Source organism: Nocardia sp. CA-128927, assembly GCF_050955855.1.
GTDB lineage: Bacteria > Actinomycetota > Actinomycetes > Mycobacteriales > Mycobacteriaceae > Nocardia.
In genome coordinates this window covers 1,849,624-1,874,007 of record NZ_CP192087.1, presented here as the reverse complement: position 1 = coordinate 1,874,007, position 24,384 = coordinate 1,849,624, and the positions used below count along the sequence as shown (strand labels likewise).

The following is a 24,384-nucleotide window of genomic DNA, read 5'->3' as shown; positions in this document are numbered from 1 at the left end:
GGCGCAATGCGCACATCCACCGCCGACCGGACGCCGATCCGGCATAGGGTTTCTGTCATGACGAGCAACCCGTTCTTCGAGCGCAGCACGCTGCCGTACCAGTTGCCCCCGTTCGCCGAGATCGGCGAGGAGCACTACGTGCCCGCGTTCGAGCGCGGCATGGCCGAGCAGCTGGCCGAGATCGCCGCGATCACCGCCGTGGACGGCGAGCCGACCTTCGCCGACACCGTCGTGGCCCTGGAACGTTCGGGCGGGTTGCTCACCCGGGTGTCCAATGTCTTCTTCAACATCGCGTCCTCGGATTCGAGCGCGGGCACGGACGCGATCGAGGCCGAGATGTCGCCGCGGCTGGCCGCGCACCGGGATGCCATCCATCTGGATTCCGCCCTCTTCGCGAGGATCGAATCACTGTATAGACGCCGCGCCGAGCTGGGCCTGGATGCCGAGGACCTGCGGCTGGTCGAGCAGTACCACCTCCGGTTCGTCCGGGCCGGTGCCGGACTGGATGCCGCAGGTCAGGCCCGCCTGCGCGAGCTCAACACGGAAATCGCGACGGCGACAACCGAGTTCGGGCAGAACAACGTGGCGGCCAGAAACGCCGCGACGGTGGTCCTGGACAACGCGGACGAACTGGCCGGGCTCAGCGCCGCGGCGGTGAACGCAGCCGCCGAGAACGCCCGATCGGTCGGACGCGACGATGCTTGGGCGCTGAGCCTGCAGAACGTCTCCAACCAGCCCGTCCTCGCCGAACTCGCCGACCGGGACGTACGCCGCCGGGTGATGGCGGCCTCGTTGGGACGCGGGTTGACCGAGGACAACGACAACGGCCGCCTCGCGGTCCGGATCGCCGCCCTGCGCGCCGAGCGCGCCGCATTGCTCGGCTACTCGGACCACGCCGCGTACGCGGTGGCCGACCAGACCGCGCAGACCCCCGAGGCAGTCGAAGAGATGCTCGGGCGGCTGGTCCCGCCCGCGGTGGCCAACGCGGAACGCGAAGCGACCGAGTTGGCGGCGGCGATGCAGGGCGACGACGAACTCCGCTCGTGGGACTGGCAATTCTGGTCGCAGCAGGTGCGCGCCGAACGGTTCTCGGTGGACGCCGAGGCGTTGCGTCCCTACTTCGAACTCGAGCGGGTGCTGCGCGACGGGGTGTTCTTCGCCGCCGAGCAGGTCTACGGCATCACGGTCCGCGAACGCGACGACCTGTCCGGTTATCACCCGGAGGTCCGCGTCTTCGAGGTGTTCGACGCGGACGGCAGCGCACTCGGCCTGTTCCTCGGTGACTTCTTCGCCCGGCCGTCGAAGCACGGCGGTGCCTGGATGAACGAACTGGTCAGCCAGTCCCGGCTGCTGGAAGCGCTGCCGGTGGTGGTGAACAACCTCAATATCGTGAAGCCGCCTGCGGGCGAACCGGCCTTGCTGACCTGGGACAACGTCCGGACGCTCTTCCACGAGTTCGGGCACGCGCTGCACGGGCTGTTCTCCGATGTGCGGTACCCGTTCTTCTCCGGAACCGAGGTGCCGCGGGACTTCGTCGAGTTCCCGTCGCAGGTGAACGAGATGTGGATGGCCTGGCCCGAGGTGCTGGCGAACTACGCCAAGCACATCGACACCGGCGAGCAGATGCCCGCCGAACTGGTCGAGCGGATGACGGCGGCCCAGCAGTTCGGCGAGGGCTTCCGGACCGTCGAGTACCTCGGCGCGGCGCTGCTGGACTGGTCGTGGCACCGCGTATCCGGACCCGAAGCGCTGGCCGGGGCGGACGCCGAGACGTTCGAAGACGAGGCCCTGCGCAAGGCGGGCCTCGCGATCGAGGCGATCCCACCCCGATACCGGACCGGCTACTTCGCACACATCTTCGCGGGCGGATACGCCGCCGGATACTACTCCTACATCTGGAGCGAGGTGCTGGACGCGGACACGGTCGACTGGTTCGACGACGGTGCCGCGTCGATCCGGGAGAAGGGCACGGCGTTCCGGCGCGAGCTGCTCGCCCGCGGCGGCTCGGTGGACCCGCTGGCGGCCTTCGCCGCCTTCCGCGGCCGCGCGCCGGAGATCGAGCCGCTGCTGACCCGGCGGGGACTGGTCGGCTGATGCAGGTCCGGCAGTGGCGCGACGGTGGGCGGCAGCTACGCACGCGGGCGGGCTCGGTGTTCGTCCGCTCCGCGCCCGGCGACGGGCCGACCGTCGTGCTGCTGCACGGATATCCGTCCAGCTCATACGATTTCCGCGAGGTCGTCGCACGGCTCGGCGGCCGAGCATGGCTCGCCCTCGACTTCCTCGGCTTCGGCCTGTCGGAGAAGCCGCGACCGCACCACTACAGCCTGTTCGAGCAGGCCGACATCGTCGAGGAGGTGCTCGCCGCCACCACGACGGGCCCAATCGTGCTGCTGGCACACGACATGGGCACCTCCGTCGCCACCGAGCTGCTCGCCAGGGACATCGACGGCTCGCTGACCTGCACCATCGAACGCGCGGTGCTGAGCAATGGCAGCGTGATCCTGGAGAAGGCGACGCTGCGGCCGATCCAGAAGATCCTGCGCGGCCCGCTCGGGCCGGTGGCGGCGCGGCTGGCGAACCGCCCGGTCTTCACTCGCGAGTTCGGGCAAGTGTTTTCGGCAGCGCACCCGCTGACCGCGAGCGAGGCCGCAGCGCAGTGGGCGCTGCTCTCGCACGCCCGCGGTCATCGGATCGCACACCTGCTCACCGCCTACCTCGACGAACGGGTGACCCATGCCGAACGCTGGCACGGCGCGGTCCGCGACTGGGACAAGCCGCTCGGCTTTCTCTGGGGCACTGAAGATCCGGTAGCCACCGTGGCGGTCCTGGACGGATTGCGCGTCTTGCGCCCAGCGGCCGCCGTGATCGAACTCGCAGGCCTGGGCCACTATCCGCAGCTCGAGGACCCCGAAACCTTCACCGCCGGCGCGCGGACACTGCTCGGCATCGATAACCCCTAGGCGAATTCGATTGCGGCGTAGCCTGTTTGGAAAAGCTCGACTCGGGAATGTCGCGAAGGCCCGGCCAGCAGGTCGGTGAGATCGATCCAGAGGAGTCATGCTCGTGCCACGAACCGCACTCGTCTTTGCCGCCGCCACCGCCGCCGCGCTACTCGGGACCGCCTCCGCCGCAGCACAAGACGACAATGTCGCACCGACTGTCGGCGGTGGTTCCGGCATCCTGGTCGACTCTCGGGTCGGGTGCACCCTGACCACCATCGGCCGGGACAGTGCGCAGCGACTGGTCGGTTTGACCGCCGGACACTGCGGGGAGCCGGGCGCGACCGTCGTTGTCGAGGGGGATCCGGACGGCGCGGCGGTGGGACGGTTCGTCTATTCCGATCACACCCTGGACTACGCGGTCATCGAATTCGATTCGGCGCGAGTGACTCCGGTGAACCACGTCGGCGGCACCACCATCACCGAGCTCGGCGGACCCGCGCTGTTCCCGGCGATCGTGTGCAAGCGCGGCAGCACCAGCGGGACGAGCTGCGGTGTCGTGTGGGGCGATGTGCGCGCGACCGCCACCGAGACCTGGACCCAGATGTGTGTGATGAAGGGCGATTCCGGGGCGCCCGTGGTGATCGGCAGCACGCTGGTCGGCATGGTGAACGCCTATCTCGGCGTCGGCTGCTTCGGGCCGGAGGTCGGCACCAACATCAGCGTCATCATGAACGATCTGAACGCGCGCGGCGAGATCGGCGCCGGCTATCGACCGTTCTGACGTGTCCGGCGCTACGGCAGGTACCGCGCGACCTGCGGGACCGCTTCGGCCACGTGATGCGCGTAGATCCCCTCACCGATCCCGACGAAGTACCAACACTGTGGTGTGCGAAGGAGTTTGCCCATCGCCATCCCGGTGTGCGGGCCACCGCTCAGTACGTATCGAGTGATCTCGGCGCCGGACGTGGTGTCGAGCAGGCGGAAGTACGCGTTCTCGATCTGCGCGAAACTCTGTTCCGAGTAGGAGGTTACGAGGAAGATCACCGACGTCACCTCCGGCGCCGTCCGGGTCAGGTCGACGGTGATCACCTCGTTGTCGCCGGCACCGTCGCCCGTCGGGCTGTCGCCGCTGTACGACACCGACCCGTCGCGGGAGACCAGTTGCTCGTGGTAGACCGCGTCGAACAGGACCTCGCCCGCGAAAAGCAAAGCCGCCGAGTTCAAGTCGATTCTGCTGCCAGGGGTAACCGTGCCGTCGACATCTACCCACAGGCTTTGATCGGATGGGTCCCAACCCAACGAGACCGCGACATGCTCCGGCAACGTGCCATCGGGATGCTGCAACGGAAAGGACAACCGTGTCCCCTTTCTCAGGGGCGACCACGGTATCCAGCTACCGCAACGCCTAACTATCTCGAAACTTGCCCGGGCTCAGCCACACCAGCCCGTTACCGGCCGCATACCCCGCAATCATCGAATTCAATCGGGGACTTTCGATACGTCCGGCGAATCACAACCGGCGCGCGCCCGCGTACGGCATCGAGGAGAGCGGCGCGAGTTCGACGCCGGTGCTCTCGGTTCCGGCGTGGATGACGGTGCCGTTGCCCGCGTAGAGACCGGAGTGGCCGCCGCCGTAGAACGAGACGAGGTCGCCGACGCGCAGTTCGCTCTGCGCGACCGGGGTGCCGGAGGCGAGTTGCTCGCCGCTGGTGCGCGGTAACTCGCGGCCTGCCCGCCGGTAGGCCCATTGCACCAATCCGGAGCAGTCGAAGACGTCGGGGCCCGCCGCGCCGCTGCCATACGGTGCGCCGAGTTTGGAGCGTGCGGCGTCGAAGGCGCGTTCCGCGATCGGATTCTGCATATCGGCAGAGTCCGGAATAGGAACCTCGTCGGTAATTCCCGGATTGCCGATATCGGGGAGGCCGATCGGGCGGGCCGGAGCCGGAGCTGCGGCCAGCAGCAGAGAACTCGTCGCGGCGGTCGCGACGACCAGTATCGTCATGAAACGGTACGCTTTGCCCTGCTCAGAGCCACAATGTCGAACTTCATCGATGGATGTCATGGTGCGTTTGCTCCGATCTCCGTCGTCGCTCGGTGCGGAAAGATCACCGAGACTTGAATGGATTTCGAGAACACCGGGTGTTTGTGATTCCATCGGATCCGGAAGTCATGCTCCGGCACATTCCGGCGAACAGCAAGCGCGACACGCGGACTATAACGAACTAATCACCGACGTCATTTCTGTGCAATCACACGCAGATCACTGGCCGATCTCCGCCGTCGCACGATCTACTGTCGACCTCATGGCAACCCCCGACTTCATTCGAACCATCCGGGCCGACGCGGGCAGGCAACTGCTGTGGCTGCCCGGCGTCAGCGCCGTGGTCTTCGATGACGACGGCCGACTGCTACTCGGCCGTCGCGCCGACAGCGGCCGCTGGGCGGTGCTCGCCGGGATGCCGGAACCCGGCGAGCAGCCCGCGGCCTGCGCGGTCCGAGAGGTGTTCGAGGAGACGGCCGTTCACTGTGTTGCCGAGCGCATCGTCCTCGTGCGGGCCATGGCGGCGCATACCTACCCGAATGGCGACATCTGCCAGTTCATGGACATCGCCTTCCGGTGCCGGGCCGTTGGTGGCACGGCGCGGGTGAACGACGACGAATCGTTGGAGGTCGCGTGGTTCGACGTGTCCGCGCTGCCGGAACTGCCCGAGCATGATCTGTTACGCATCGAGCACGCGTTGGCCGATGAGCCGACCTGGTTCGAACCCGTGCCCTGATCTTCGCTGTTCGACTGTGGCACAAACTGTTACTGCTGTTCGCAGGCTGTGACGGAGCCCCTCGATCCCTGCCCCTTGATGGTGCAGGTGTTCTTCCCGGCGCTGCCGTCGACGAGATTGTTGTTGACATCGATCGTGATGACGTCGTCGTCGTTGCCGCCGAAGATGCTGCCGTTGTTGGCGATTGCGGTGATGGTGTCCTTGCCGGTGCCGCTGTTGGGGTCGGCGCCGCTGGCGAAGTCGCTGCCGTCACCGAGGACGACGGAGTCGGTGGTGCCGACCGTGCCGACGTCGATCTTGTCGTCGCCGTTGCCGCCGATCAGGGTGGCCGCGCGGCTGTTTCCGTCCTTGTTGAGCGAGGCCGCCGACAGCACGTCGTTGCCGTCGCCACCGAAAACGCTTGCGCCGAGGTACATGTCGGCGGCTTTGATGGTGTCGTTGCCGTCGTCGCCCCACAGCGCGGAGCCCGAGCCGCCGAGGGTGCCGCCGGTGATGGTGTCGTCACCGGGTCCGCCGTGTATCCAGCCGCCGGTCATCTCGTCCACCGTGATGGTGTCGTTGCCCGCGTCCGGGATCGGCGCGAAGGCATCGCCGTAGATGTCGGCCGCGCCGACGGTGCGGTGGATCGCGATGGTGTCCTTGCCCCCTCCCCCGAACACGGCGTCGGGCGCGTCCGGCGCACTGCCGCTGGGCGGCCGCTCGCCGAGGCTGACGGTGTCGATGGTGATGGTGTCGTCGCCCGCGTCGCCGGAGATCCGGCCGCCGTGCGCACCGGCGGTGGTTTCCGGCTTGGCGGGGTCGGGTTGGAACACGTAGCCGAGGCTGCCGACCTTGATCACGTCATTGCCCGGCCCACCCACGACGGCACCGTGTCGACCGACATTGCCGCCCGGGCCTTTCTGCATGGCCGCGTCGCAAGCGGCGGGACGGTCCTGCCCGCCGACCGTGATCTCGTCATCGCCCGGGCCGCCGTCGAGGACGCCGCCGTTGATATCGTTGGCGCCCAACCCCTCCGCCGGACAGAGGAACCTACCGACGTTGCGTGCCGAGATCTTGTCCTTGCCCGCGGCACCCAACACCGCCGCCCCCTCGAGCACGTCGCCTTCGATCACGATCGTGTCGTCGCCATCGCCCGCGTCGATCACCGCCCCGGCCGCGAGATTGTCGGCACAGGTGATGGTGTCGTTGCCCGGCGTCACCGCCCCGGTACACCCGGCGGGCAACCCGTCGGCCTGTGCCGGAGCGGCCGCCAACACCATTCCCGCCAACAACGCGCAAACCCCCACGATCGAACGTGCACCGCGCGCTCGAATGACCACAGTCCATCCCTCCGTCGCACCGAAAACCTGCCCGGCCTATACCACCGCCATTCCGTATTCGAACCTGTGCGACCTCTGGATCGGCCGTACCCGCGTCGTATTTCGTTCAAGCCGACAGAGCCAGGCATTTCGTGTCGCCGAAATCGGTCATCGCCGTCGACGCTTCGTATATCGACCCGGGCCGATATGAACGGAGGAGGCAATACGCAATCCCGCGGCAACCTGTGCGTGAGCAGAAGGATAGGGACAAGTTGACTACCACGCAACAGGCAAGGATGAACGAACTGACCGGGAGCCCAATGTCGTTCAGCAAGACAGGAATTCGGCGCCGCTATCCCAGGCGACGGGTGGAATCATCAGCACTGGTCGGCGAAACCGTTGTGGCGCAGTGAGTGCCGGGCCGGCTCGGCTTCGCCGGCGACCGCCCGCAGCGGTCTCGGTGCGACTATCGGGGTCGGGAGTTACTCCACCGGGTCCGTCTCGTAGACGGGGATTCCCCTGGCGTCCAGCATCTGGATGATGCCGACGAACTGATCGCGATCGCCGACGACCTCCGGAACGTATTCGTTGATCTCGGCGTGGGTTATGTACTTCTGCTCGTGACCGAGGGTGATCAGTTCCTTGATTCCAGCATGGGGCATACGGTGATCTCCAGGTCTCAGGTAGCCGTACTGCTGTCGGCCCAGGGACGCCAACGCTATCAGCGCCGCGCAGGTCATCGCTGAAATATCGGCGGAATCTCGAGGTTTCGATGGTTGCGCGGCGGTGGCTCCGGTCGGTGGGTCGGTCAATAGTCGGCGAGATAGCCTGCGATATGTGTCAGCCGACTCCGCTCGATGGGCGTCAGATATAGGTAGCCGGGAATCGTGCGGCGGCAAGCCGTTGCACCGCAATGGCATTCAGGCACCGCGATGCTCTGGTATTCGGAGGTGGCGTAGTCCCAGGTGAGTTCCTCGTCGCCCGCGATGGATCTCAGCGCGATGAAATCGAATGCACCGAACTCGTTGTCGCGGATTCCGAGATTGGGATCGCAGGAGTGGTTCAAAAGGCGTGCGGGCTCGTCGAATTCGCAGTGGGTGTCGATCGCGGTTTGGAACGAGTGGGTGGTGCGTTCGGGGATCGATGCGATCACTCGCGCACTGATCACGAGATCGCCCGCGTACCACCGGCAGGCCGCGAACACGCCTCGGCCTTTGCTGGATGTGGCGCGCACGAGCAGTGGTTCTACATCAGTCACGATTCACCGACCAAGGTCTCGAAGGGACTACATCCGGGATCCCGGAGGCCATGAATCTACCTCGGATCACCCTCGTGAGGAGTCCGAAATATGTTGCACCACAGGTCATTGCACAGTATCGATCGGCGGCGCAACGATCAGTTTGGCTAAGGTTGGGCGATATTCCGGCGCCGACACTCGGGGCCGCCCAGGAAGGTACGGTCATGCCGAAACTCGTGCTCGCCAACCCGCACAGCCGCGCGATGACAGCCCGACCCGACGACCTGCCGCCCAAGTCTCGGCGGGGCTGCGATGTCGAAGCGGCCCGAATGCTGTGGAGCCTGGCGGCCGACGACATCGCGGTCATTCCCGGCCCGGTCGACAAGGATTTCCTAGACTACCTCGCCGACTTGCTCGGCATATCGGTCCCGACCGTGTTGAGCCTGCAGGACTATCGCGGCACCAACTGGTACCCGCACGACAACGCCGAACTGGTCACCGAGATACGGAATCGGATCGCCGCCAGCGGTTTCGAGCCGCGCGAGTGGACGGTCTCCTGCTATATCCGCGACCGCGATATCGCGCACTGGGAGCGGCTGCTCGGCCTCGACACCGATGCCGCCCCGTACGCGCAGGATCTGGCCTCGCTGATCAACAGCAAGGCCGTCTTCCGCGCCCTCGCCCTGGCCGCGGGCACACCGGTGCCGGAAGGCTACGTGGTCGACGCGGGACCGGAACTCGTCCACACCGTCATCGAACTCATCGATCGGACCGGGTCGGTCATCGTCAAACAGGACCAGAACTCCGGCGGCCTCGGCAACACCCTGATCACCACCGACACCGCTGTCATCGGTGTCGGCGCCGCTCAGGTGCTCCGACTCGACGCCGACAGCGACCTCCTCCTCGCATTGCCGCACGCAATGCACGAGAACGACCTCGTCCTCGGCGACTCCCTCGACCTACCGCGCGGCATGGCGCCCGCGAAGTTCATCGTCGAGGTCTACCAGTCCGACACCCGCAGCCTGTCCAGCGAGCTCTACATCCCTCGAATCGGCGCGCCGGTTCTGCGCAACTACGGCGAGATGCGGATGGAACCGATGTGGAGCGGTTTCGTCCTACCGCCCCAGGACCTCCCGGCGACCGTGCACGCCCAGTTCTGCGCCGACAGCCAGCAGATCGCCCTCAGCGCCCAACGCCTCGGCTACTACGGCCTGATCAACATCGACGCCATCGTCGGCGCCGACCACCGCCTCACCTACACCGAATTCAACGGCCGGGCAGGCGGAGTCACCAACATCGACACCATCGCCCGCCGTTTACTCGGCGAAGACTACCTACACAGTCATGTCCTGCTGACCCGCAACGGATTACGCGTGCCACGCATCACCGAGTTCGTCGAACACCTTGCGCGCGTGGATATTCGCTTCGACGCGACCCGGGGATCGGGCATCGTCGTCGGCACCGACGATCCGGTGACCGGCGCGATCGAGTACGTGGCCATCGGCCGTGACCGCGCCGAAGCCGAACGCCTCGAACAGCAGTTGGCGACACTCGCTGCCGAACTCGTCACACCCGACGACTAGCGCAGGCCCCGGGGGATATCGTCGACCGGAGCAACCCGCTCGCGCCATAACAGACACGGCACGCGCTTACCCGTTGTGATCAGCGGGCAAAGGCCCCGCTGTTCGGTAACGTCGAGTTCCAGCGTGAATTTCTGCGAGCCATCGTTGTTTTGACTCGAGGGGAGTATCAGTGCGACGGGTCGGTGTATTGCTCACCGTAATCGGTGTCGGCTTGGCTTGGCCATCGGCCGGGGCGGAACCACCTACACCTGCTGCTGTACCGGCCCGTCAGCTGCTTTACCCCGGCAGCAGTTTCTATCCGCGGCTGATTCGCCTCGAGCACAACGGTGCGGCCAACGGGACCATTGTGGCGAGTGTCAATACGTTGCAGCAGACCGGCGCGATCATGGCGAGTACCGACGGCGGCCAGACCTTTCGACAGCGCGGCACGATTACCGATACCGTTTCCAAGCGGAGCGGCCAGCTGTGTTGTTCGGCGCTGTTCGAGCTGCCGACAGCGGTCGGCAATATGCCCGCGGGCACCCTGCTGTGGGCCGACACGGTGTTCTCCGACGTACTCGACGTCGTTTTACGGCATGTCGAGCAGCGGCTCTGGGCCAGCAGGGATCAAGGCGCACACTGGGAATTCGTGTCCAGTATCGCGACATCGAACAGCCTGTTCAGCTTCACCGACTGGGGCCCGCTGCTGCCGAGTGCGTGGGAACCGAGCCTGTCGATGTCGGCGGACGGGCAACTCGTCGCCTTCTACTCCGACGAGACCGACAGCCGCGACCACAGTCAGAAACTGGTGCAGGTCCGCTCCCCCGACGGCGTGCACTGGGTGAACCAGACGGACACCGTGGTCAGCGACGTCCAATACGTGCGGCCCGGCATGGCCAACGCCATCAGATTGCCGGACGGCAGCTACTTCCTGAGCTACGAGATCTGCAATACCGACAAGGTGCATCAGTGCCTGGCGTATTTCCGTAGGTCAACGGACGGTTGGAATTACGGCGATCCGCGATTCCTCGGCACGGTGGTGCGCACTGCCACCGATGGCGGCTACACCCAGCACGCGCCCTACCCGGCCTGGAGTCCAGGGCCAGGTCCGAACGGCACCATCCTGCTGTCCGGTCAGATGGTGTCGAGTGTGGACGGCACGGTGACGCCGAGTACCGGCAGGACCATCTTGGCCAACGACGCTATGGGCGAAGGCAGTTGGTATGAAATGGCCGCACCGATCGTCATCGACGGCATCACCGACGCGCCGTGCAAGAACTACAGTTCGGCGCTCTTGCCCGCGCCGGACGGAAAAACGGTCATCGAGGCGGCGACCGATCTCGACAGCAACGGAGTTTGCCGCGCGTATTACGCGTCGGGCCCGCTGACGGGCCCGACACCGCTACCGGCCCTCGCGGGCAAGTAGCGGCCGCAGCCTATTTGGCGATGGTGAAGCTGGTGCCGTCCTGGGCAATCGGTCCGGGATGCAGCTCACCATTCGTGGCGCCGATCGAGTAACCCACCGGCTTGAACGACGTCAGCGGCTTCCCGTCGACCTTCACATTGGTGAAGACGACCGGGCTGAATCCCGGCAGGGCACTGTTGAGCTGACCTTCGACAATGACTTCCGCGGTCTGCGCCGGGGCGTCGGAGTGCGCGACCGTGGTCCGCGTCCAATTCTGCGTCACGTTCGCCACCGTCATGGTGTATTCCCGACCGTTGAAATCGACCGAGGCCTGCATCTTGTCGCCGGGGGCCGACGTCACGTCCGGGTAGATCACCGGGTTCGCCGGATACGCCTCCCACAGCGCCATCCGATACGTCTGCTGCGCACACACCGCGGCGCCGGGCGCCGAGCCGGTGCCCATGCTCGCGCACGCGCCGGACGCGGCCTGACCCATCTGCGTGTTCACTCCCTCGGCCGCCTTGACCGCATTGCGGAACCACGCGGGGTTGTTGGCCACCGTCGCGCTCGCCAGGTTCACGATCGCCAACCCAGGCAGCGACGCCAACGCGCCCGCGGCGCTCACGCAAATGGCTTCGGAACCGGTCTGCATCAACGGCAATGCCTGTTTGCCGTTGACCAATGTCCCGTTGAGACCGACCCACGGCACGACGCGCTGAATCACGCCGGTGTCGGAGCATTCCACTTCGGGTTCGACCCATTCCGCGGAAATGCTCTTGAAGTTCCCGGTGACCACGTACCCGGCCCAGTTCGTGCCGCGAATGCGCGGCGGCACGGGCTCCGTTTTAGTGCTCGGCGCCACCTCCGCTTTCCCGCCCGGCGGTGTCGCGTTCGGCTCCGGCGCTCGGTCCGCGGTTGCCAAAGCCGGCGAAACCAGCACTGCCACGATCGCCACCACCACCGACGCGGAGAGACGGTTACGAATTCGCGTCTGACCCGGGGTAGTCATCATGAACAGGGACAATAGCTGAAAAGCATCACTGCCGCGCGGTGCCGCGCGGCAGTGTTTTCGCAGGTAGCAGGTGGTTTCAGTGGTGCTCGGAGCTAGCTGACCTGCGCCACTTGAAGATCGACCGCTCCGCGTGTCGCCCACTCCCCTACCCAGATTTCGCGGCGCGACACGCCGTACGCACTCCGCTTCGTGGAGCGCCGGGTGCACCGCTTCGAGGAATACGGCCGGGCGACCCACTCGATGATGCTGCCGATCGGAAGCTCGGCAAAGACCACCGCCAATTCCACATTGCGCAAGTCGATTATGCGCGGGTGGATTTCGTACCCGAGCCGAACCTCGACTATACCCGTATGCGGCAATTCTATTCATTTCGCGGACACTCCGGAGCGGCTGCGCGGCTGCGCCCGTTACTAGTGATTTGCTGAATTGGCACTACCGGCTTCGATTTTCAACCATGGATACGAAAGGACCGAATCGACGATGCGGTACTTCATTCCTACCCTTGCAGCAGCCGTCTGTGCCCTTTTCTTCTGTGCCGCTCCGGCGAACGCCGTCGCGACCGACTGTGCGGCGCCCGATGCGCCGGCTATTTGCGCGACGCCGTCGAGTACCTGGAAAACCCAGCCGGCCGGCTCGGTCCTCTCGATGCCTCGCGCCGCCGTCAAAGCGTTGGCGATGACCCTGGTGCCGCCGCACCATTTCTGGGCGTTCGACAACATCATCACGCGGGAAAGTGGTTGGAATGTCTTCGCCGTCAATCCGGAAAGCGGCGCCTACGGCCTAGGCCAGGCGCTGCCGCCGGAGAAGATGGGCACCCACGGCGCCGACTGGCCGTTCAACCCGGTGACGCAGATCCGCTGGACCTACGACTACATGAACAAGCGCTACGGCAGCCCCATCGGCGCCTGGGATTTCTGGCAAGCGCATCACTGGTACTGACGCGTCGACGCCCGATCAGTCACGTAAAGCCTTTTCGCGCAACGAATCCAGGGTCTTGGACAGGATCCGGGAGACATGCATCTGCGAGATGCCGAGGTGCGCAGCGATCTGGTTCTGCCGCTTGGCTTCGAAGAATCGCATGAACAGCACCTCGCGCTCACGCTCGGGCAGCGCGGCGATCAACGGCTTCACCGCGAGGATGTCCTCGATGGTCCGGTAGTCCGGCACCTCGACACCGAGCGCGTCCAGCAGCGACGCACCCACGCCCTCGCCCTCCGACGGCGCGTCGATCGACGCGGTCTGATAACCGTTGTGCGCGATCATCGCCTGGGTGACATCGACGATGTCGACGTCGAGTTCCGCGGCGATCTCGCCCGCCTTCGGCATCCGGCCGAGGCGCTGGAACAGCACGTCGATCGCGGGTCCGATGCTCAGCTGGATGTCCTTGAGCCGCCGCGGCACTCGCACCGCCCAGGTGTAGTCGCGGAAATGGCGGCGCACCTCGCCCATGATGGTCGGCACCGCGAAGGCCACGAAGGACGCGCCGTAGTCGGGGTCGAAGCGATCGACCGCGGCCACCATGCCCACCCTGGCGGTTTGCAGCAGGTCATCGAAGTTCTCGCCGCGGCCCGCGTACTTGCGAGCGATGTGCTCGGCCAGCGGTAGGCAGCGGGTGATCAAATCTTCCCGCAGGGCCGTTCGCCGTGGATCGTCCGCGTGCAGCGTGACGAGCTCGGCGAACAGCGGTTCCAGGTTGGTGTAGTCATCGGAGCCGCGATGAGTGCGGGGCACTCGCGCGCGGGTCAGTGTCGACGTTTCGGTCACGGTGCTGCCTCGGATCCAGCTGAAGTCGACGATGGTCGCCCAGGACCCGGAGAAGAACGGGCTAGGCCGGTGCGGCCGGAACCAGCGCTCGAATCGGCCGTCCTTTGAGTAGACGCCGTCCGAGGCGTTGTGTCAACAGTGTAGGTCTACACCATCTGACTACATCGTTAGCCGATAGATCGCCGGTTGCGATCAGCTCATACGCGCGCGACCAAATCCACGACCGGACCGGGTAACGCTCGCATCAGCTGATAGGCGAGTCGCACCTCGAACCCCGAGGACACCAGCCCGCGATTGTGCGCGACAGCGGCGACCACCGACTTGGCCACCACATCGGGATCGTGGCTGTACCCGAAGGCCTTGGCGATCCAGTCCTGTTCGGCAATCGCACTGCCGCGCAACCGACTTCGGGTATGAATGCCGGTGTTGATCACGCCGGGGCAGATCACGCTCACCCCCACAACGTGCGCTGCCCAATCCGCCCGCAGGCAACGGGACAGCATGATCACCGCGGACTTCGAGGCGCAGTACGTCGCCATCCGCCGGTTCGGCAGATAGCCTGCGCCGGAGGCGATATTGACCACGTGTCCGTGCCTGCGCGCCACCATCCCCGCGCCGAAGAGGTGGCAGCAGTTGACGACTCCGTCGAGATTGATCGAGCGCAGCCAGGCCCAGTCGTCGAGTGTGGTCTCGAGGAACGGACCACCGACGCCCACTCCGGCATTGTTGACCAGAACGTCGACGGGGCCGATCTGTTCGGCGAGGTCGGCGACCGCCGCAGCATCGGCCACATCGCAGCTGTACGCCGAGCCTCGGCAGGCCGTCGCGGTTTCCTTTGCGGCGGACTCGTCTATGTCGACGGCGACGACACTGGCACCGAGGGCGGCGTATCGACGTGCGGTCGCCGCACCGATCCCCCGGCCCGCGCCGGTGATCACGACCACCGCCCCGCGCGGGTCGATCCGAGTCATGACCGCACCTCCGTATCCGCTGATACCGAATCGGCCACCGGCGGAATCACCCTGCGCCGAGCGATCATTCGCAGCCCGTCGCGCGGCCGCAGGGTCAGCGTCGCCTCGGGCGCGACAGGATGGCCGGGCACCAGGTCGAACACGAACTTCTGACTCATCATCGCCGTGATCAGCACCGACTCCATCACCGCGAAACTCGAACCGATGCAGATCCGTTTGCCGCCACCGAACGGCAGATACGCGGAGCGCGCCCGGTCCCGGCCCGCACCGGGCAGGAAGCGCGCGGGATCGAACTCCTCGGGATTGGGCCACCACCGTGCGTCGTGATGGATGTGATGCGTCGGGATGACCACGGTGGTGCCCTTGCGAATGTGATGGCCGTCGATCACGTCGTCTTCGATCACCACCCGCGGAATCGCCCACGCGGGTGAGAAATAGCGCATCGCCTCCTGGAAACACGCTGCGGTCCAAGGTAATCGGGGCAGATCCGCCGCCGTCGGACGGCGGCCCTGCAGCACGGTATCGACTTCATCCAGCAAACGCGTTCTGACATCAGGGTTCAGCGCGAGGAGGTACCACATCCAGGACAGCGCGTTCGCGGTGGTTTCGTGTCCGGCCAGCATGAAAGTGAGCGCCTCGTTGCGGACTCGCCGCACCGGCAGACCGCCTTCCTCATCGGACGCGTTCAGCAGATGATTGAGCAGATCCGGGCTGTCGGTCGGATGGGCCCGCCGCTCGTTGACGAGAGCCCACACCTCCTTGTCGAGGATCTGCGCGACCCGCTGAATGCGCCGGAACGGCGGCGGCAGCGGGATCGGCGTCAACGCCACCGCGGCGGCGGCCCGCCAGACCCGCTTCGGCGGCGCGGCCACGATGAACAGGCGTTCCAGCCGCTCGGCGAACCGCAAGCCGTCGGTGACCAGGTGCGACATGCTCACCGCGATCCGCCCGAACTGCTGACCGAACAACGCATTACCGACGACATTGAGGGTGAGCTCGACCATCTCGCCGACCATGTCGACCTCGACCCGCCCGTGCTGCGCGTCGATCCTGGCGACGCTGGCCTCGATCGGCTCGATCATCAGATCGATCAGCCCGTGCAGGTGCCGCTTCGCGAACATCGGCGTGAGCATCGTCCGATGGCGTTGCCATGATTCGTCTTCGTCGGTGAACAGGCTGACCCCGAGCAGCGCGCGCAGCAGCTCGTATTCGAACGACTTGTGGTACTTCAGCCGACCGGCGTGCAGCACGTGATCCACGTAGTCGGGATTGGTGAACGCGACGAAACGCCTTGTCCCGGCGCGGAATCGAAGGATGTCGTGGCCCTTCGTCCGGCCGATCATGCCGCCCTCGTAGTCCAGGCCGATCGTCAGGGCTTCGATGGTCGCGACCAGCGTGCTGGTGTGCCCGGACGGTTTCGGCCGCGGCTCAGCGGGCGGCGTCGTGGTCGTACGTGGTGATAGCCATCGAGTCTCCCTGTTCGAGCAGACGGCGAAGCCGCGATGACCCGCGGCTCCGAGTCGAGCGAACCGAGGTTCCACACCACTTTGGTGTCGCATGACACCACTGTCCGCGCATGCCACCAGTTTGCGGTCGGCGGCCCCGCTTGTCAATATGGAAACGTGGCACGAGCAGGAACCTGGGGCGGACGCACCGCCGAGCAACGCCGCGCCGAGCGGCGCGAGCGCATGGTTGACGCGGCCATCGACCTCTGGCGCGAGCAGGGCTGGACCGCGGTGACGATGCGTGCCGTCTGCGCGAGCGCGTCACTCAACGACCGCTACTTCTACGAGGAGTTCGCCGACCGCGACGGCCTGCTGGTCGCGGCGTGGGAGCAGGTGCGCGACGACATGTTGTCCCGCCTCACGGTCGCCTTCGCCGCGAACATCGACCGGACACCGCAGGAGATCGCGCGCATCGCGGCCGAGGTGGTGGTCAACCGGATGACCGAAGACCCCGACTACGCGCGCATCCTGCTGATGCACCACGGCGGGAGCACCGCGCTCGAACAGTGCCGGAGTTCGGCCTTGCAGCTGACCGCGGGCCTGGTTATCGCTGCGACACAACCGTTTCTGAAGCCGGACGCCGATCAGATGGGGCTGCGGATGGACGCCATCGTCGGCGTCGGCGGCTTCGTCGAACTGATCAGCGCGTGGCAGGCGGGCACCATCGACTGCGACGGGCAGGAGATCGTCGACCAAACCGTCCGGATAGCAACGACTTTCGGTGCACGGTATCTGTCCTGAAGGTCTGGCTCAGTTCGCCTTGCGGAGCACGACAGCGCGCGTGGTCCATTCGAGGATGGTGTGCGCGACCAGCGCGGGGTCGTCGTACATGGGGACGTGACCCACATCGGGCAGCGTTCGCCACGTCGCCGACGGTGCCCATCGACGCCAGCCCGCGGCGTATCGGTCGGCGGGGATGATCCGGTCCTTTCCGCTCCAGGCGATGAGAACAGGGATGCTGAGCGGTCCGTACGGCTCGTAGTCGGTGGCGATGATGCTCGGCAGATCATCGATCACGTCGCAGCGCAACGCATTCCGGGCCGCGACGATGGCTTGCCGTGCGGTGAGCCGGTCGCCGTGCTCGCAGGCCGTGCGCATCGCGATCCGGCGTAGCGCGGGGCTGCGCATGACCAGCGGTACGAGCGGATAACCGAAGCGCAACTGCCTGCGCATCGAGTAGAAGATTGCGGGCACCCGAGTCTCGTCAGTCCGCCAAGCACCTGCGGGCGACAGCGCGACCACGCTGCGGGCCCGGCCTCGCCGCGCCAACTCCATCGCCAGCCAGCCGCCGAGCGAGTTTCCCGCGATGTGCGCGGTGCCGAATCCGGCGTCTTCCATGGACTTTTCGACCGCGTCGGTCAGCGCGCCGATCGTGTAGGGACGCGGTAGATCCGGCCTGCCGCCGTGGCCGGGCAGGTTCGGCGCGAAGACGTCGTGATGCTCGCTCAGCAAGGGCACCACCGATTCCCAGCAGTGCCACGAGCTGGTGCCGCCGTGCAGCAGGACCAGCGGCTCGCCAGTTCCGGTGCGGTAGAACGGATATAGGGAGCGGTCGGTCTTCGTCCTCATCGACGAGTCCTTTCTACGACGGATCGGCCAGCGCGAGGCGCGCGAGTTGACCGAGGGATCGCGCCGTCATTTCCGGCGGCTCGACGGGTTGGATCATGTGGCTGAACAGCAGTCGGACCAGGCTGTTGACGAAGAATCGCAGATCGATGTCGGCGCTGATCAGATGCGACCAGTGCTGATCGGCATAGGTGAGGCCGAGTAGCGTCGCCGCCTCGACGAACGGCCCGGACTGTGTCGTCACCATCAACAGCATTTCGTCCGGGGTATCCGGCGCCGCGTTGAGAATGACGGTGGCCAACGGGTCCTCGGCGATGGTGCGCAACACGAATTCGGCCACCGCGGTGATCGCGGCGACCGGATCGTCGTTGTGCTGCTCGAGCAGGGCCGTGGTTCCGGCCAGGTACCGCGAGGTGTTGTGCCACGACATCGCCTCGAGCACAGCGGCTTTCGAGCCGAACTCGTTGAAGACGGTGCGCCTGCTGACGCCCGCCCGGTTCGCGATATCGACCATGCGTACCGCGTTCCAGCCATTGCTGCCCGCCAGTTCCAGGGCGGCGTCCAGCACGCGCTGTCGGGCGAGGGCGCGACTCGCGGCGCGCAGGGAGGTGGTCTCGGCGCTGTTCACGGTAGACATCCTCCCTTCCCGGCGTGGTTGACAGTCAACCAGCCAACCTGGATAGTTGCACTCCGATGCTATCAGAGTGCACTTTGCGCACTATGGAGTCATAATGATGCACATCGTGGAGGAACAGTGCCGTTACCCGCGGATTTGACCGCTCGGCTGTCGTTACCGCTGATCGCCGCGCCGATGACCGGCGTGTCCGGGCCCGAGCTGGCGGTGGTGGCCTGCCGCAATGGCGTGATCGGGTCGTTCCCGACGCACAACGCGGCCAACGTCGAGGTGCTCGATGAGTGGCTCGATCAGATCGGTACCGCGCAGTCCGGGCATCCCGATGCCGCGCCGCTCGCGCCCAACCTGGTCGTGCACCGCACCAACGAACGCCTCGCAGCCGATGTGGACCAGCTCGTCGCGCACGGCGTCGAGCTCGTGATCACCAGCGTCGGCTCGCCGGAACCGGTCGTCGAGCGGCTGCACGCGGCGGGCTGCCTGGTGTTCGCCGACGTCGCCACCCTCCGGCATGCCCAGCGCGCCCTCGAGGCGGGCGCCGACGGACTGGTGCTGCTCACGGCGGGCGCGGGCGGGCAAACCGGATCGGCGAATCCGTTCGCTTTCGTCCGCGCGGTCCGCGAACACTTCACCGGCCCGCTGGTACTGGCAGGCGGGATCAGCGACGGACACGCGCTGCTCGCCGCCGAAGCGCTCGGCGCGGACCTCGCCTACATGGGCACCGGATTCATCGCGACCACCGAAAGCCTTGCGCCCGAGGACTATCAGGCCGCCGTGGTGTCCGCGTCGCTCGACGACGTCCGCCAGACCGAGCAGGTCGGCGGACTACCCGCCAACCTGCTTGCCGCGTGGCTGGAATCGCAACGCGCGCCGATGGTTTCGGCGGGCGACTTCCAAGCGGAGCGGCTGACGAACGGCCGCACGGTATGGAGCGCCGGGCACAGCGTCTCGGGCGTGCACTACGCGTGTTCCGCCGCCGAAGTGATCGACCGCGTTCGCCTGCAATACCGCGACGCCCGCAACCAACTGCTCGAAATGCCGTGCCGATGAAGGGAACACCTCCGATGACAGACCAGAACTCGATGTGGGGTCCGGTCACCCGCGTACTCGATCGCGCGTGCGCCTACTACGCCGACCGCGTCGCCGTCATAGCGGGCGACCGCCGGCTGACCTACGCGCAGCTGCGGGCGCTGTCCAACCGTGTCGGCAACGGACTGATCCGCCTCGGTGTCGCGAAAGGCGAGCGTGTCGGGCTGCTGATGCCGAATACCCTCGAATACATCCCCACCCAGCACGGGATCTGGAAGTCGGGCGCGGTGCCCGTGCAGATGGCGGCGCGGGCCTCGACCGAGGATCACTGCTACTTCCTGACCGAGTCCGCGGCGACGACGCTGATCTATCACGAGGCGTTCGACAGCACCGTCGCCGAGATCAAGGATCGGGTACCCACGCTGCGCAGGCTGATCCGGCTGGCCGACGAGCCGAGTGCCACCGCGGCCGACTACTACGAAACATTCGACACCGCAGCAGATTCCACGCCCGACGTAGCCGTCTCCGAAGCCGATGCGGCACACGTGATGTTCACCTCCGGCTCGACCGGCACGCCGAAGGGCGTGCTGTTCACCCACGGCCAGATGAGCCACTATCTGATCACCGCGGGCCTGGAAATCGGCGATGCCCGGCCCGGCGAGGTGTTCGCGCACGGCGCGCCGCTGACCCACTTCACCCAGGTCTTCGTGCTGCCGACCTTCATGCGCGGCGGCACCAATGTCATCCTGCCCGGTTTGGACGTCGACACGCTGCTCGATGCCGTTGTGCGCCACCGGGTCACCGCGACCGCGGTCGTGCCCACCGTGATCTATCTGCTGCTCGATCACCCGAAACTCGCTGTGGCAGATCTGTCTTCGCTACAGACCGTGGTCTACGCCGGTTCGCCGATGGCACCGGACAAACTGCGTGCCGCGATCGAGGCGCTCGGTGAGGTCTTCATCCAGACCTACGCGGGCACCGAACCCGGATTCCTCACCTGCCTACGCAAGGAGGACCACCGTCTCGACTCCCCCGAGGCACTAGCTCGGCTCAGTTCCGCCGGCCGACCGCTGTTCCACGTCGACATCTCCATCCAGGACGACAACGACAAGCAGCTGCCCGTCGGCGAAGTCGGGGAAATCTGTGCCCGCCAGCCGGGCCGCATGTCCGGCTACCTCGACTCCAGCAAGGACACCGAGGCCCTGCGCGACCACTGGGTCCACTCCGGCGACATCGGATACCTCGACGAAGCGGGCTACGTGTTCCTCATCGACTGCAAGAAGGACTTGGTGGTCACCGGCGGCTTCAATGTCTTCCCACGCCAGGTCGAAGACGTCCTGGCCACCCACCCCGCGGTCGCGCACTCCGCCGTCATCGGCGTACCGCATGACAAGTGGGGCGAAGCCGTGCACGCCGTCGTAGTGCCCAAGCCGGGCCACTCGGTCACCGCCGACGAGTTGATCGCGCTGGTCAAGGAACACAAAGGCAGCGTCTGGGCGCCGAAGACCCTCGACTTCCGCGAAGCCCTCCCCCTTAATCCGTCCGGCAAAGTCGACAAGAAAGCACTACGCGCACCGTACTGGGCGGGACATACGCGACAAGTGAACTGACACTGGCGAATTGGATGTCCCTGATCTGCCCTACAGCGGGGACATCCACTCCTACTCTTGATCCGTGCGCCGGCTTCTCCCCCTCTTGCTGCTATCCCTCGCCGCCTGCGGTGCCGAACCGGCCGCGACGCCACCACCGCCCGCCACCACCACCGCCGCGTATGTCCGCACACCGCAGGACTGCGCCAAGCTGACGGTCGCCGCCCTGACCGTGGAACCCGGCATCGGCTACATCTTCGGCACGCACGCCGAGTGGCTGCCCAAGGGTCAGTACGTCCGGATCCGGGTGGCAATCACCAACACCGACAACACCTTCCACACCACCCGCCCGACCGACTACCAACTCGACGACGCCGCCGATCGCCCGCACCAGACCAGCGTCGACGCGATGGAGATCAAACGGCAGCCGAACGAACTCACCATCGGCGCGGGCAACCGCGTGGAAATGGACCTCTGGTACGACATCCCGGCCGACACCTCCGCAAAGCTGCTGCGCGACACCGCCTGCACCACCACCATCACGCTGCCCGGCTAGGGGCGGCCCCCGCCATGTCCCGTCGGCGTCAGGGGGTGGGAATGCCAGACCACAGATCGCAGTGGTGGTTTCGGGCGGCGTCGGTTGTGGTGATCTTGTTCGGATCGAAGACCAGCGCCTGGTCACCGGTGTGGCGGGGCCAGTCGGGGAGGCCGCGGCCGTTCGGGTCACCGGTGCGGATGAAGTTGGACCAATAGCGGATCATCTTGTCGGACAGGTCTTTTTGGGCCTGGGTCGCTGGGGCCGGGGTCTGTCCTAGGTCGAAGAGGTAGGGCAGTTCGAAGGCGTGCGACGCACCGAAGGGGAATGGCGGCGGCGAGGGCAAGCCGGGCAGGGGCGCCGCATTCTGGTCTGCGAATTCGTAGGCATACACGGGTCCGGTGCGGATGAGGGATTTCATCGCGTCGGCGATGGGGCAGACGAAGATATGGTCGGTCATGACCGCCGACCAAGCCAGCGCCGGTTGCGGATAGCCGTCCAGCGGATACTGCGCGGCCACGGCGTCGGCCTGCGGGCCGAACAACTTCAGCAGCCGGGGATACTCGTCGGCGGTGATCGTCCGGCCGACCGCGAAGCTGGTGTACTCGTCACGGTTCGCACCGATCAACACCGGCACTTTCGCGGCCTTGCCCGCCCGGAAAGCGGCCGCCGGGTCCTCCGGCAGCAAGGGTTGCCCGAAGACGGGGCCGGGCAGACCGGTCCCGTCCGCTCCGGTGTACTGCAACGGCGTTGCGGCGAGCTTGTCCGCGGGGATCGCGCGCAGGCACTGCGCGGTGGCGGCATCGGTGCCGGGGCAGCCGAGCGTCGTCGCGTACTGCTCGCTCTTGTCGACCGCGCTCTGCCGGTCGATCTGCAGTTCGCAGGGCCCGCTTTCCAGAATCGCGCCCTGGAACAACCGTTCCGACCGGGGCGAAACGAGGTGGTCGCAAACCGACATCGCGCCCGCCGACTCACCGGCAATGGTCACCTTGGCCGGATCTCCGCCGAACGCGGCGATGTTGTCATGCACCCACTGCAACGCCGCCTGCTGATCCAGCAGTCCGAAATTGCCGACCTGACCGTCCTCGTGCGCCAGCCCCGGATGTCCGAGGAAACCCAGCGCGCCCAGCCGGTAGTTGATCGTGACGACCACCAGGTCACCGGTTCGCACCAGCCGCGACGGGTCGTACTCGGCGCCGTTGCCGAAGACAAAGGCGCCGCCGTGGATCCACACCAGCACCGGCCGCTGCTGCGCCGCTCCGGCCCGCGGCGTCGACACATTCAGGAACAAGCAGTCCTCGCTGCCCGCTAGCCCGCCGGTCAGTTGGGTCTGTGCGCACGGCGACCCTGGCTTGGTCGCATCACGCTCCTGGGACCACACGGCTGGTGCCACAGGCGGTTTCCACCGCAACTCCCCCGTCGGTGGCGCCGCGTAGGGAACCCCAGAGAACGACCGCGTATCCGCCGAGAGTTTCCCGCGCACCGGGCCGGACCGAGTCTGCACCACCACCGGATCCGCCGGTCGATCCTTGTCATCGCTACACGCCGTGACCACGCTGAACACCGCCGCCACCGCAACGAACGCCGCCGCGACCCGCAATCCGCGCCGCCGCACACGCCACCGGAGCTTGTCGGAGCGGTAGACGTTCATCGCGGAGCCTCTCTGTCAGGGCACGGTCAACACTCACTCGGCAGGATCGGCAACCGGTTTCGCACCGATGAGCTCACTGAAAGTCTGCACGACCTGATCGTGGTATTCACGAACCAGTGTCTCGATCATGCCGATTTCGGGGAGGTCGATGTCGGTCTTCGCCGCCCAGATTTCCAGCAGATTGCGACACAGCACGACGTGCCCGGCGGGCTCCACCGGATCGTAAAAGGCCTGTCCCGCTTCGGGAATGGAAATCAGCATCTGGCCGACGGTGTTGAACAGACTCAGGTACCCCGGCTTGCCGAGGGCGGCGAACATGCAGCGCAGCATGTGCAGCTCGGCGGCCATGATGTCGGTGAGCCCGGACTTGTCGTCGCCGACCAGCAACTCCAAGCGGTCCAGCGCGTGCACGGCCCGCGACATGTCGTAGCGGCGTGGCTCGCGGGCGACCGCGCGAATGGCCTCCATGACCAGCATGTGATCGACATCGATGATGTCGGCGAAGATCTTGGCGGCCCGGTCGGGCACCCGATGCGCGAAACGGAACATGAACCGCCAGGTGTCGATGCCGCCGTAGAGCTGGATGTCGCGAACGAGATAGCCCAGACCGCGGCGCGCCTCGACGAAGCCGAGCGCGGCGAGCCTGCCTAGGGCGCTGTTGGCGGTCGGCGTGCTGACGCCGAACTCCGCGGCGACCTGGCGGACCGACGGCAGCAGCTCACCGGGCTGGTAGCTGCCCGCCGCGATACGGTAGGCGAGCTGCTCGGTGATGTCGTCGACGACCGTTGGTGTTGCCACGCCGGGATTCTTCCAGGCCTCCGGTCGAGGCTGCGCCACCTGGGTGTTCGCGGACGAGCGGGCGGGCGGTGTCGCCCGGCCCGCCCAGCTCGCCGTTGTCACTTTCGGAACT

General features: G+C 66.3%; 24 protein-coding genes. 11 read left to right on the top strand and 13 right to left on the bottom strand.

Annotation, left to right across the window (positions count from 1 at the left end):
• The first annotated feature begins 57 nt into the window (after window positions 1–57).
• The 3 genes from ACQPW1_RS08825 to ACQPW1_RS08815 all read left to right on the top strand — a co-directional run bounded on the left by ACQPW1_RS08825 (window position 58) and on the right by ACQPW1_RS08815 (window position 3,723).
• Window positions 58–2,094 carry a M3 family metallopeptidase gene (locus ACQPW1_RS08825; RefSeq protein WP_433662238.1) on the top strand — a complete coding sequence of 679 codons (2,037 nt, stop codon included), beginning with the start codon at window positions 58–60 and terminating at the stop codon, window positions 2,092–2,094.
• Entirely contained in the window at window positions 2,094–2,960 is an 867-nt protein-coding gene (locus ACQPW1_RS08820; RefSeq protein ID WP_433662237.1) for an alpha/beta fold hydrolase, read from the top strand. Before ACQPW1_RS08825 ends, ACQPW1_RS08820 begins: the two co-directional genes overlap by 1 nt.
• A 97-nt stretch (window positions 2,961–3,057) precedes the next feature.
• On the top strand, window positions 3,058–3,723 hold the full coding sequence (locus tag ACQPW1_RS08815) for a serine protease (RefSeq protein ID WP_433662236.1): 666 nt from the start codon (window positions 3,058–3,060) through the stop codon (window positions 3,721–3,723).
• Between the two features lie 11 nt (window positions 3,724–3,734).
• Here ACQPW1_RS08815 and ACQPW1_RS08810 read toward each other — a convergent pair whose 3' ends face one another.
• Window positions 3,735–4,316, bottom strand: coding sequence for a TerD family protein (locus ACQPW1_RS08810; protein WP_433665185.1), 582 nt, complete (start codon window positions 4,314–4,316; stop codon window positions 3,735–3,737).
• 136 nt (window positions 4,317–4,452) lie between these two features.
• Window positions 4,453–4,944, bottom strand: a complete 492-nt coding sequence (locus tag ACQPW1_RS08805; RefSeq protein WP_433662235.1) for a C40 family peptidase — start codon at window positions 4,942–4,944, stop codon at window positions 4,453–4,455.
• 301 nt (window positions 4,945–5,245) lie between these two features.
• On the opposite strand from ACQPW1_RS08805, the gene ACQPW1_RS08800 reads away from it, so the two are divergent.
• Complete coding sequence (locus tag ACQPW1_RS08800) at window positions 5,246–5,719, top strand: NUDIX hydrolase (protein WP_433662234.1); 474 nt, start codon at window positions 5,246–5,248, stop codon at window positions 5,717–5,719.
• A gap of 29 nt (window positions 5,720–5,748) precedes the next feature.
• Here the strand turns inward: ACQPW1_RS08800 and ACQPW1_RS08795 are convergent, their stop codons facing one another.
• The 3 genes from ACQPW1_RS08795 to ACQPW1_RS08785 form a co-directional block, all read right to left on the bottom strand.
• On the bottom strand, window positions 5,749–7,038 hold the full coding sequence (locus ACQPW1_RS08795) for a hypothetical protein (protein WP_433662233.1): 1,290 nt from the start codon (window positions 7,036–7,038) through the stop codon (window positions 5,749–5,751).
• Window positions 7,039–7,499: 461 nt separating this feature from the next.
• Complete coding sequence (locus tag ACQPW1_RS08790; protein WP_433662232.1) at window positions 7,500–7,679, bottom strand: RNA polymerase sigma factor region1.1 domain-containing protein; 180 nt, start codon at window positions 7,677–7,679, stop codon at window positions 7,500–7,502.
• Window positions 7,680–7,825: 146 nt separating this feature from the next.
• Window positions 7,826–8,275 (bottom strand): SET domain-containing protein-lysine N-methyltransferase, encoded by a 450-nt coding sequence (locus ACQPW1_RS08785; protein ID WP_433662231.1) that lies wholly within the window; start codon window positions 8,273–8,275, stop codon window positions 7,826–7,828.
• Between the two features lie 203 nt (window positions 8,276–8,478).
• Between ACQPW1_RS08785 and ACQPW1_RS08780 the strand changes: the two genes are divergently transcribed.
• A complete protein-coding gene (locus tag ACQPW1_RS08780; RefSeq protein ID WP_433662230.1) occupies window positions 8,479–9,837 on the top strand; it encodes a peptide ligase PGM1-related protein in 1,359 nt (452 codons plus the stop codon).
• 169 nt (window positions 9,838–10,006) lie between these two features.
• Entirely contained in the window at window positions 10,007–11,242 is a 1,236-nt protein-coding gene (locus ACQPW1_RS08775) for a hypothetical protein (RefSeq protein WP_433662229.1), read from the top strand.
• Between the two features lie 10 nt (window positions 11,243–11,252).
• On the opposite strand, the gene ACQPW1_RS08770 is transcribed toward ACQPW1_RS08775, so the two are convergent.
• Window positions 11,253–12,233, bottom strand: coding sequence for a G1 family glutamic endopeptidase (locus ACQPW1_RS08770; RefSeq protein WP_433662228.1), 981 nt, complete (start codon window positions 12,231–12,233; stop codon window positions 11,253–11,255).
• Between the two features lie 480 nt (window positions 12,234–12,713).
• On the opposite strand from ACQPW1_RS08770, the gene ACQPW1_RS08765 reads away from it, so the two are divergent.
• A complete protein-coding gene (locus ACQPW1_RS08765; protein WP_433662227.1) occupies window positions 12,714–13,172 on the top strand; it encodes a lytic transglycosylase domain-containing protein in 459 nt (152 codons plus the stop codon).
• A 15-nt stretch (window positions 13,173–13,187) separates the two neighbouring features.
• Here ACQPW1_RS08765 and ACQPW1_RS08760 read toward each other — a convergent pair whose 3' ends face one another.
• From ACQPW1_RS08760 to ACQPW1_RS08750, 3 genes are all read right to left on the bottom strand, one after another.
• Entirely contained in the window at window positions 13,188–13,997 is an 810-nt protein-coding gene (locus tag ACQPW1_RS08760; protein ID WP_433662226.1) for an RNA polymerase sigma factor SigF, read from the bottom strand.
• A gap of 197 nt (window positions 13,998–14,194) precedes the next feature.
• On the bottom strand, window positions 14,195–14,968 hold the full coding sequence (locus tag ACQPW1_RS08755) for an SDR family NAD(P)-dependent oxidoreductase (protein ID WP_433662225.1): 774 nt from the start codon (window positions 14,966–14,968) through the stop codon (window positions 14,195–14,197).
• Window positions 14,965–16,527, bottom strand: a complete 1,563-nt coding sequence (locus tag ACQPW1_RS08750; RefSeq protein WP_433662224.1) for a cytochrome P450 — start codon at window positions 16,525–16,527, stop codon at window positions 14,965–14,967. Before ACQPW1_RS08750 ends, ACQPW1_RS08755 begins: the two co-directional genes overlap by 4 nt.
• A 63-nt stretch (window positions 16,528–16,590) precedes the next feature.
• On the opposite strand from ACQPW1_RS08750, the gene ACQPW1_RS08745 reads away from it, so the two are divergent.
• Window positions 16,591–17,214 (top strand): TetR/AcrR family transcriptional regulator, encoded by a 624-nt coding sequence (locus ACQPW1_RS08745; protein ID WP_433662223.1) that lies wholly within the window; start codon window positions 16,591–16,593, stop codon window positions 17,212–17,214.
• A 9-nt stretch (window positions 17,215–17,223) separates the two neighbouring features.
• Here the strand turns inward: ACQPW1_RS08745 and ACQPW1_RS08740 are convergent, their stop codons facing one another.
• Both ACQPW1_RS08740 and ACQPW1_RS08735 read right to left on the bottom strand, forming a co-directional pair.
• Window positions 17,224–18,042, bottom strand: coding sequence for an alpha/beta fold hydrolase (locus ACQPW1_RS08740; RefSeq protein ID WP_433662222.1), 819 nt, complete (start codon window positions 18,040–18,042; stop codon window positions 17,224–17,226).
• Window positions 18,043–18,055: 13 nt separating this feature from the next.
• The gene (locus ACQPW1_RS08735; protein ID WP_433662221.1) at window positions 18,056–18,667 is read right to left on the bottom strand and encodes a TetR family transcriptional regulator; all 612 of its coding nucleotides are present in this window, start codon (window positions 18,665–18,667) and stop codon (window positions 18,056–18,058) included.
• Window positions 18,668–18,793: 126 nt separating this feature from the next.
• On the opposite strand from ACQPW1_RS08735, the gene ACQPW1_RS08730 reads away from it, so the two are divergent.
• The 3 genes from ACQPW1_RS08730 to ACQPW1_RS08720 all read left to right on the top strand — a co-directional run bounded on the left by ACQPW1_RS08730 (window position 18,794) and on the right by ACQPW1_RS08720 (window position 21,844).
• Window positions 18,794–19,720 carry an NAD(P)H-dependent flavin oxidoreductase gene (locus tag ACQPW1_RS08730; RefSeq protein ID WP_433662220.1) on the top strand — a complete coding sequence of 309 codons (927 nt, stop codon included), beginning with the start codon at window positions 18,794–18,796 and terminating at the stop codon, window positions 19,718–19,720.
• Window positions 19,721–19,734: 14 nt separating this feature from the next.
• Window positions 19,735–21,309 carry an AMP-binding protein gene (locus tag ACQPW1_RS08725; protein WP_433662219.1) on the top strand — a complete coding sequence of 525 codons (1,575 nt, stop codon included), beginning with the start codon at window positions 19,735–19,737 and terminating at the stop codon, window positions 21,307–21,309.
• Window positions 21,310–21,373: 64 nt separating this feature from the next.
• Window positions 21,374–21,844, top strand: a complete 471-nt coding sequence (locus tag ACQPW1_RS08720; protein ID WP_433662218.1) for a DUF4352 domain-containing protein — start codon at window positions 21,374–21,376, stop codon at window positions 21,842–21,844.
• A 28-nt stretch (window positions 21,845–21,872) separates the two neighbouring features.
• Here ACQPW1_RS08720 and ACQPW1_RS08715 read toward each other — a convergent pair whose 3' ends face one another.
• Both ACQPW1_RS08715 and ACQPW1_RS08710 read right to left on the bottom strand, forming a co-directional pair.
• Entirely contained in the window at window positions 21,873–23,474 is a 1,602-nt protein-coding gene (locus ACQPW1_RS08715; RefSeq protein ID WP_433662217.1) for a carboxylesterase/lipase family protein, read from the bottom strand.
• 33 nt (window positions 23,475–23,507) lie between these two features.
• On the bottom strand, window positions 23,508–24,374 hold the full coding sequence (locus ACQPW1_RS08710) for a FadR/GntR family transcriptional regulator (RefSeq protein ID WP_433662216.1): 867 nt from the start codon (window positions 24,372–24,374) through the stop codon (window positions 23,508–23,510).
• Window positions 24,375–24,384 lie beyond the last annotated feature (10 nt).

Excerpts from the sequence above, each read along its gene's own strand:
- ACQPW1_RS08820 (WP_433662237.1), top strand. The coding sequence starts at position 2,094 with ATGCAGGTCCGGCAGTGGCGCGACGGTGGGCGGCAGCTACGCACGCGG.
- ACQPW1_RS08750 (WP_433662224.1), bottom strand. The coding sequence starts at position 16,527 with ATGCGACACCAAAGTGGTGTGGAACCTCGGTTCGCTCGACTCGGAGCC.
- ACQPW1_RS08805 (WP_433662235.1), bottom strand. The coding sequence starts at position 4,944 with ATGACGATACTGGTCGTCGCGACCGCCGCGACGAGTTCTCTGCTGCTG.
- ACQPW1_RS08800 (WP_433662234.1), top strand. The coding sequence starts at position 5,246 with ATGGCAACCCCCGACTTCATTCGAACCATCCGGGCCGACGCGGGCAGG.
- ACQPW1_RS08825 (WP_433662238.1), top strand. The coding sequence starts at position 58 with ATGACGAGCAACCCGTTCTTCGAGCGCAGCACGCTGCCGTACCAGTTG.
- ACQPW1_RS08740 (WP_433662222.1), bottom strand. The coding sequence starts at position 18,042 with ATGAGGACGAAGACCGACCGCTCCCTATATCCGTTCTACCGCACCGGA.
- ACQPW1_RS08780 (WP_433662230.1), top strand. The coding sequence starts at position 8,479 with ATGCCGAAACTCGTGCTCGCCAACCCGCACAGCCGCGCGATGACAGCC.
- ACQPW1_RS08790 (WP_433662232.1), bottom strand. The coding sequence starts at position 7,679 with ATGCCCCATGCTGGAATCAAGGAACTGATCACCCTCGGTCACGAGCAG.
- ACQPW1_RS08770 (WP_433662228.1), bottom strand. The coding sequence starts at position 12,233 with ATGATGACTACCCCGGGTCAGACGCGAATTCGTAACCGTCTCTCCGCG.
- ACQPW1_RS08725 (WP_433662219.1), top strand. The coding sequence starts at position 19,735 with ATGACAGACCAGAACTCGATGTGGGGTCCGGTCACCCGCGTACTCGAT.
- ACQPW1_RS08815 (WP_433662236.1), top strand. The coding sequence starts at position 3,058 with ATGCTCGTGCCACGAACCGCACTCGTCTTTGCCGCCGCCACCGCCGCC.
- ACQPW1_RS08715 (WP_433662217.1), bottom strand. The coding sequence starts at position 23,474 with ATGAACGTCTACCGCTCCGACAAGCTCCGGTGGCGTGTGCGGCGGCGC.
- ACQPW1_RS08765 (WP_433662227.1), top strand. The coding sequence starts at position 12,714 with ATGCGGTACTTCATTCCTACCCTTGCAGCAGCCGTCTGTGCCCTTTTC.
- ACQPW1_RS08755 (WP_433662225.1), bottom strand. The coding sequence starts at position 14,968 with ATGACTCGGATCGACCCGCGCGGGGCGGTGGTCGTGATCACCGGCGCG.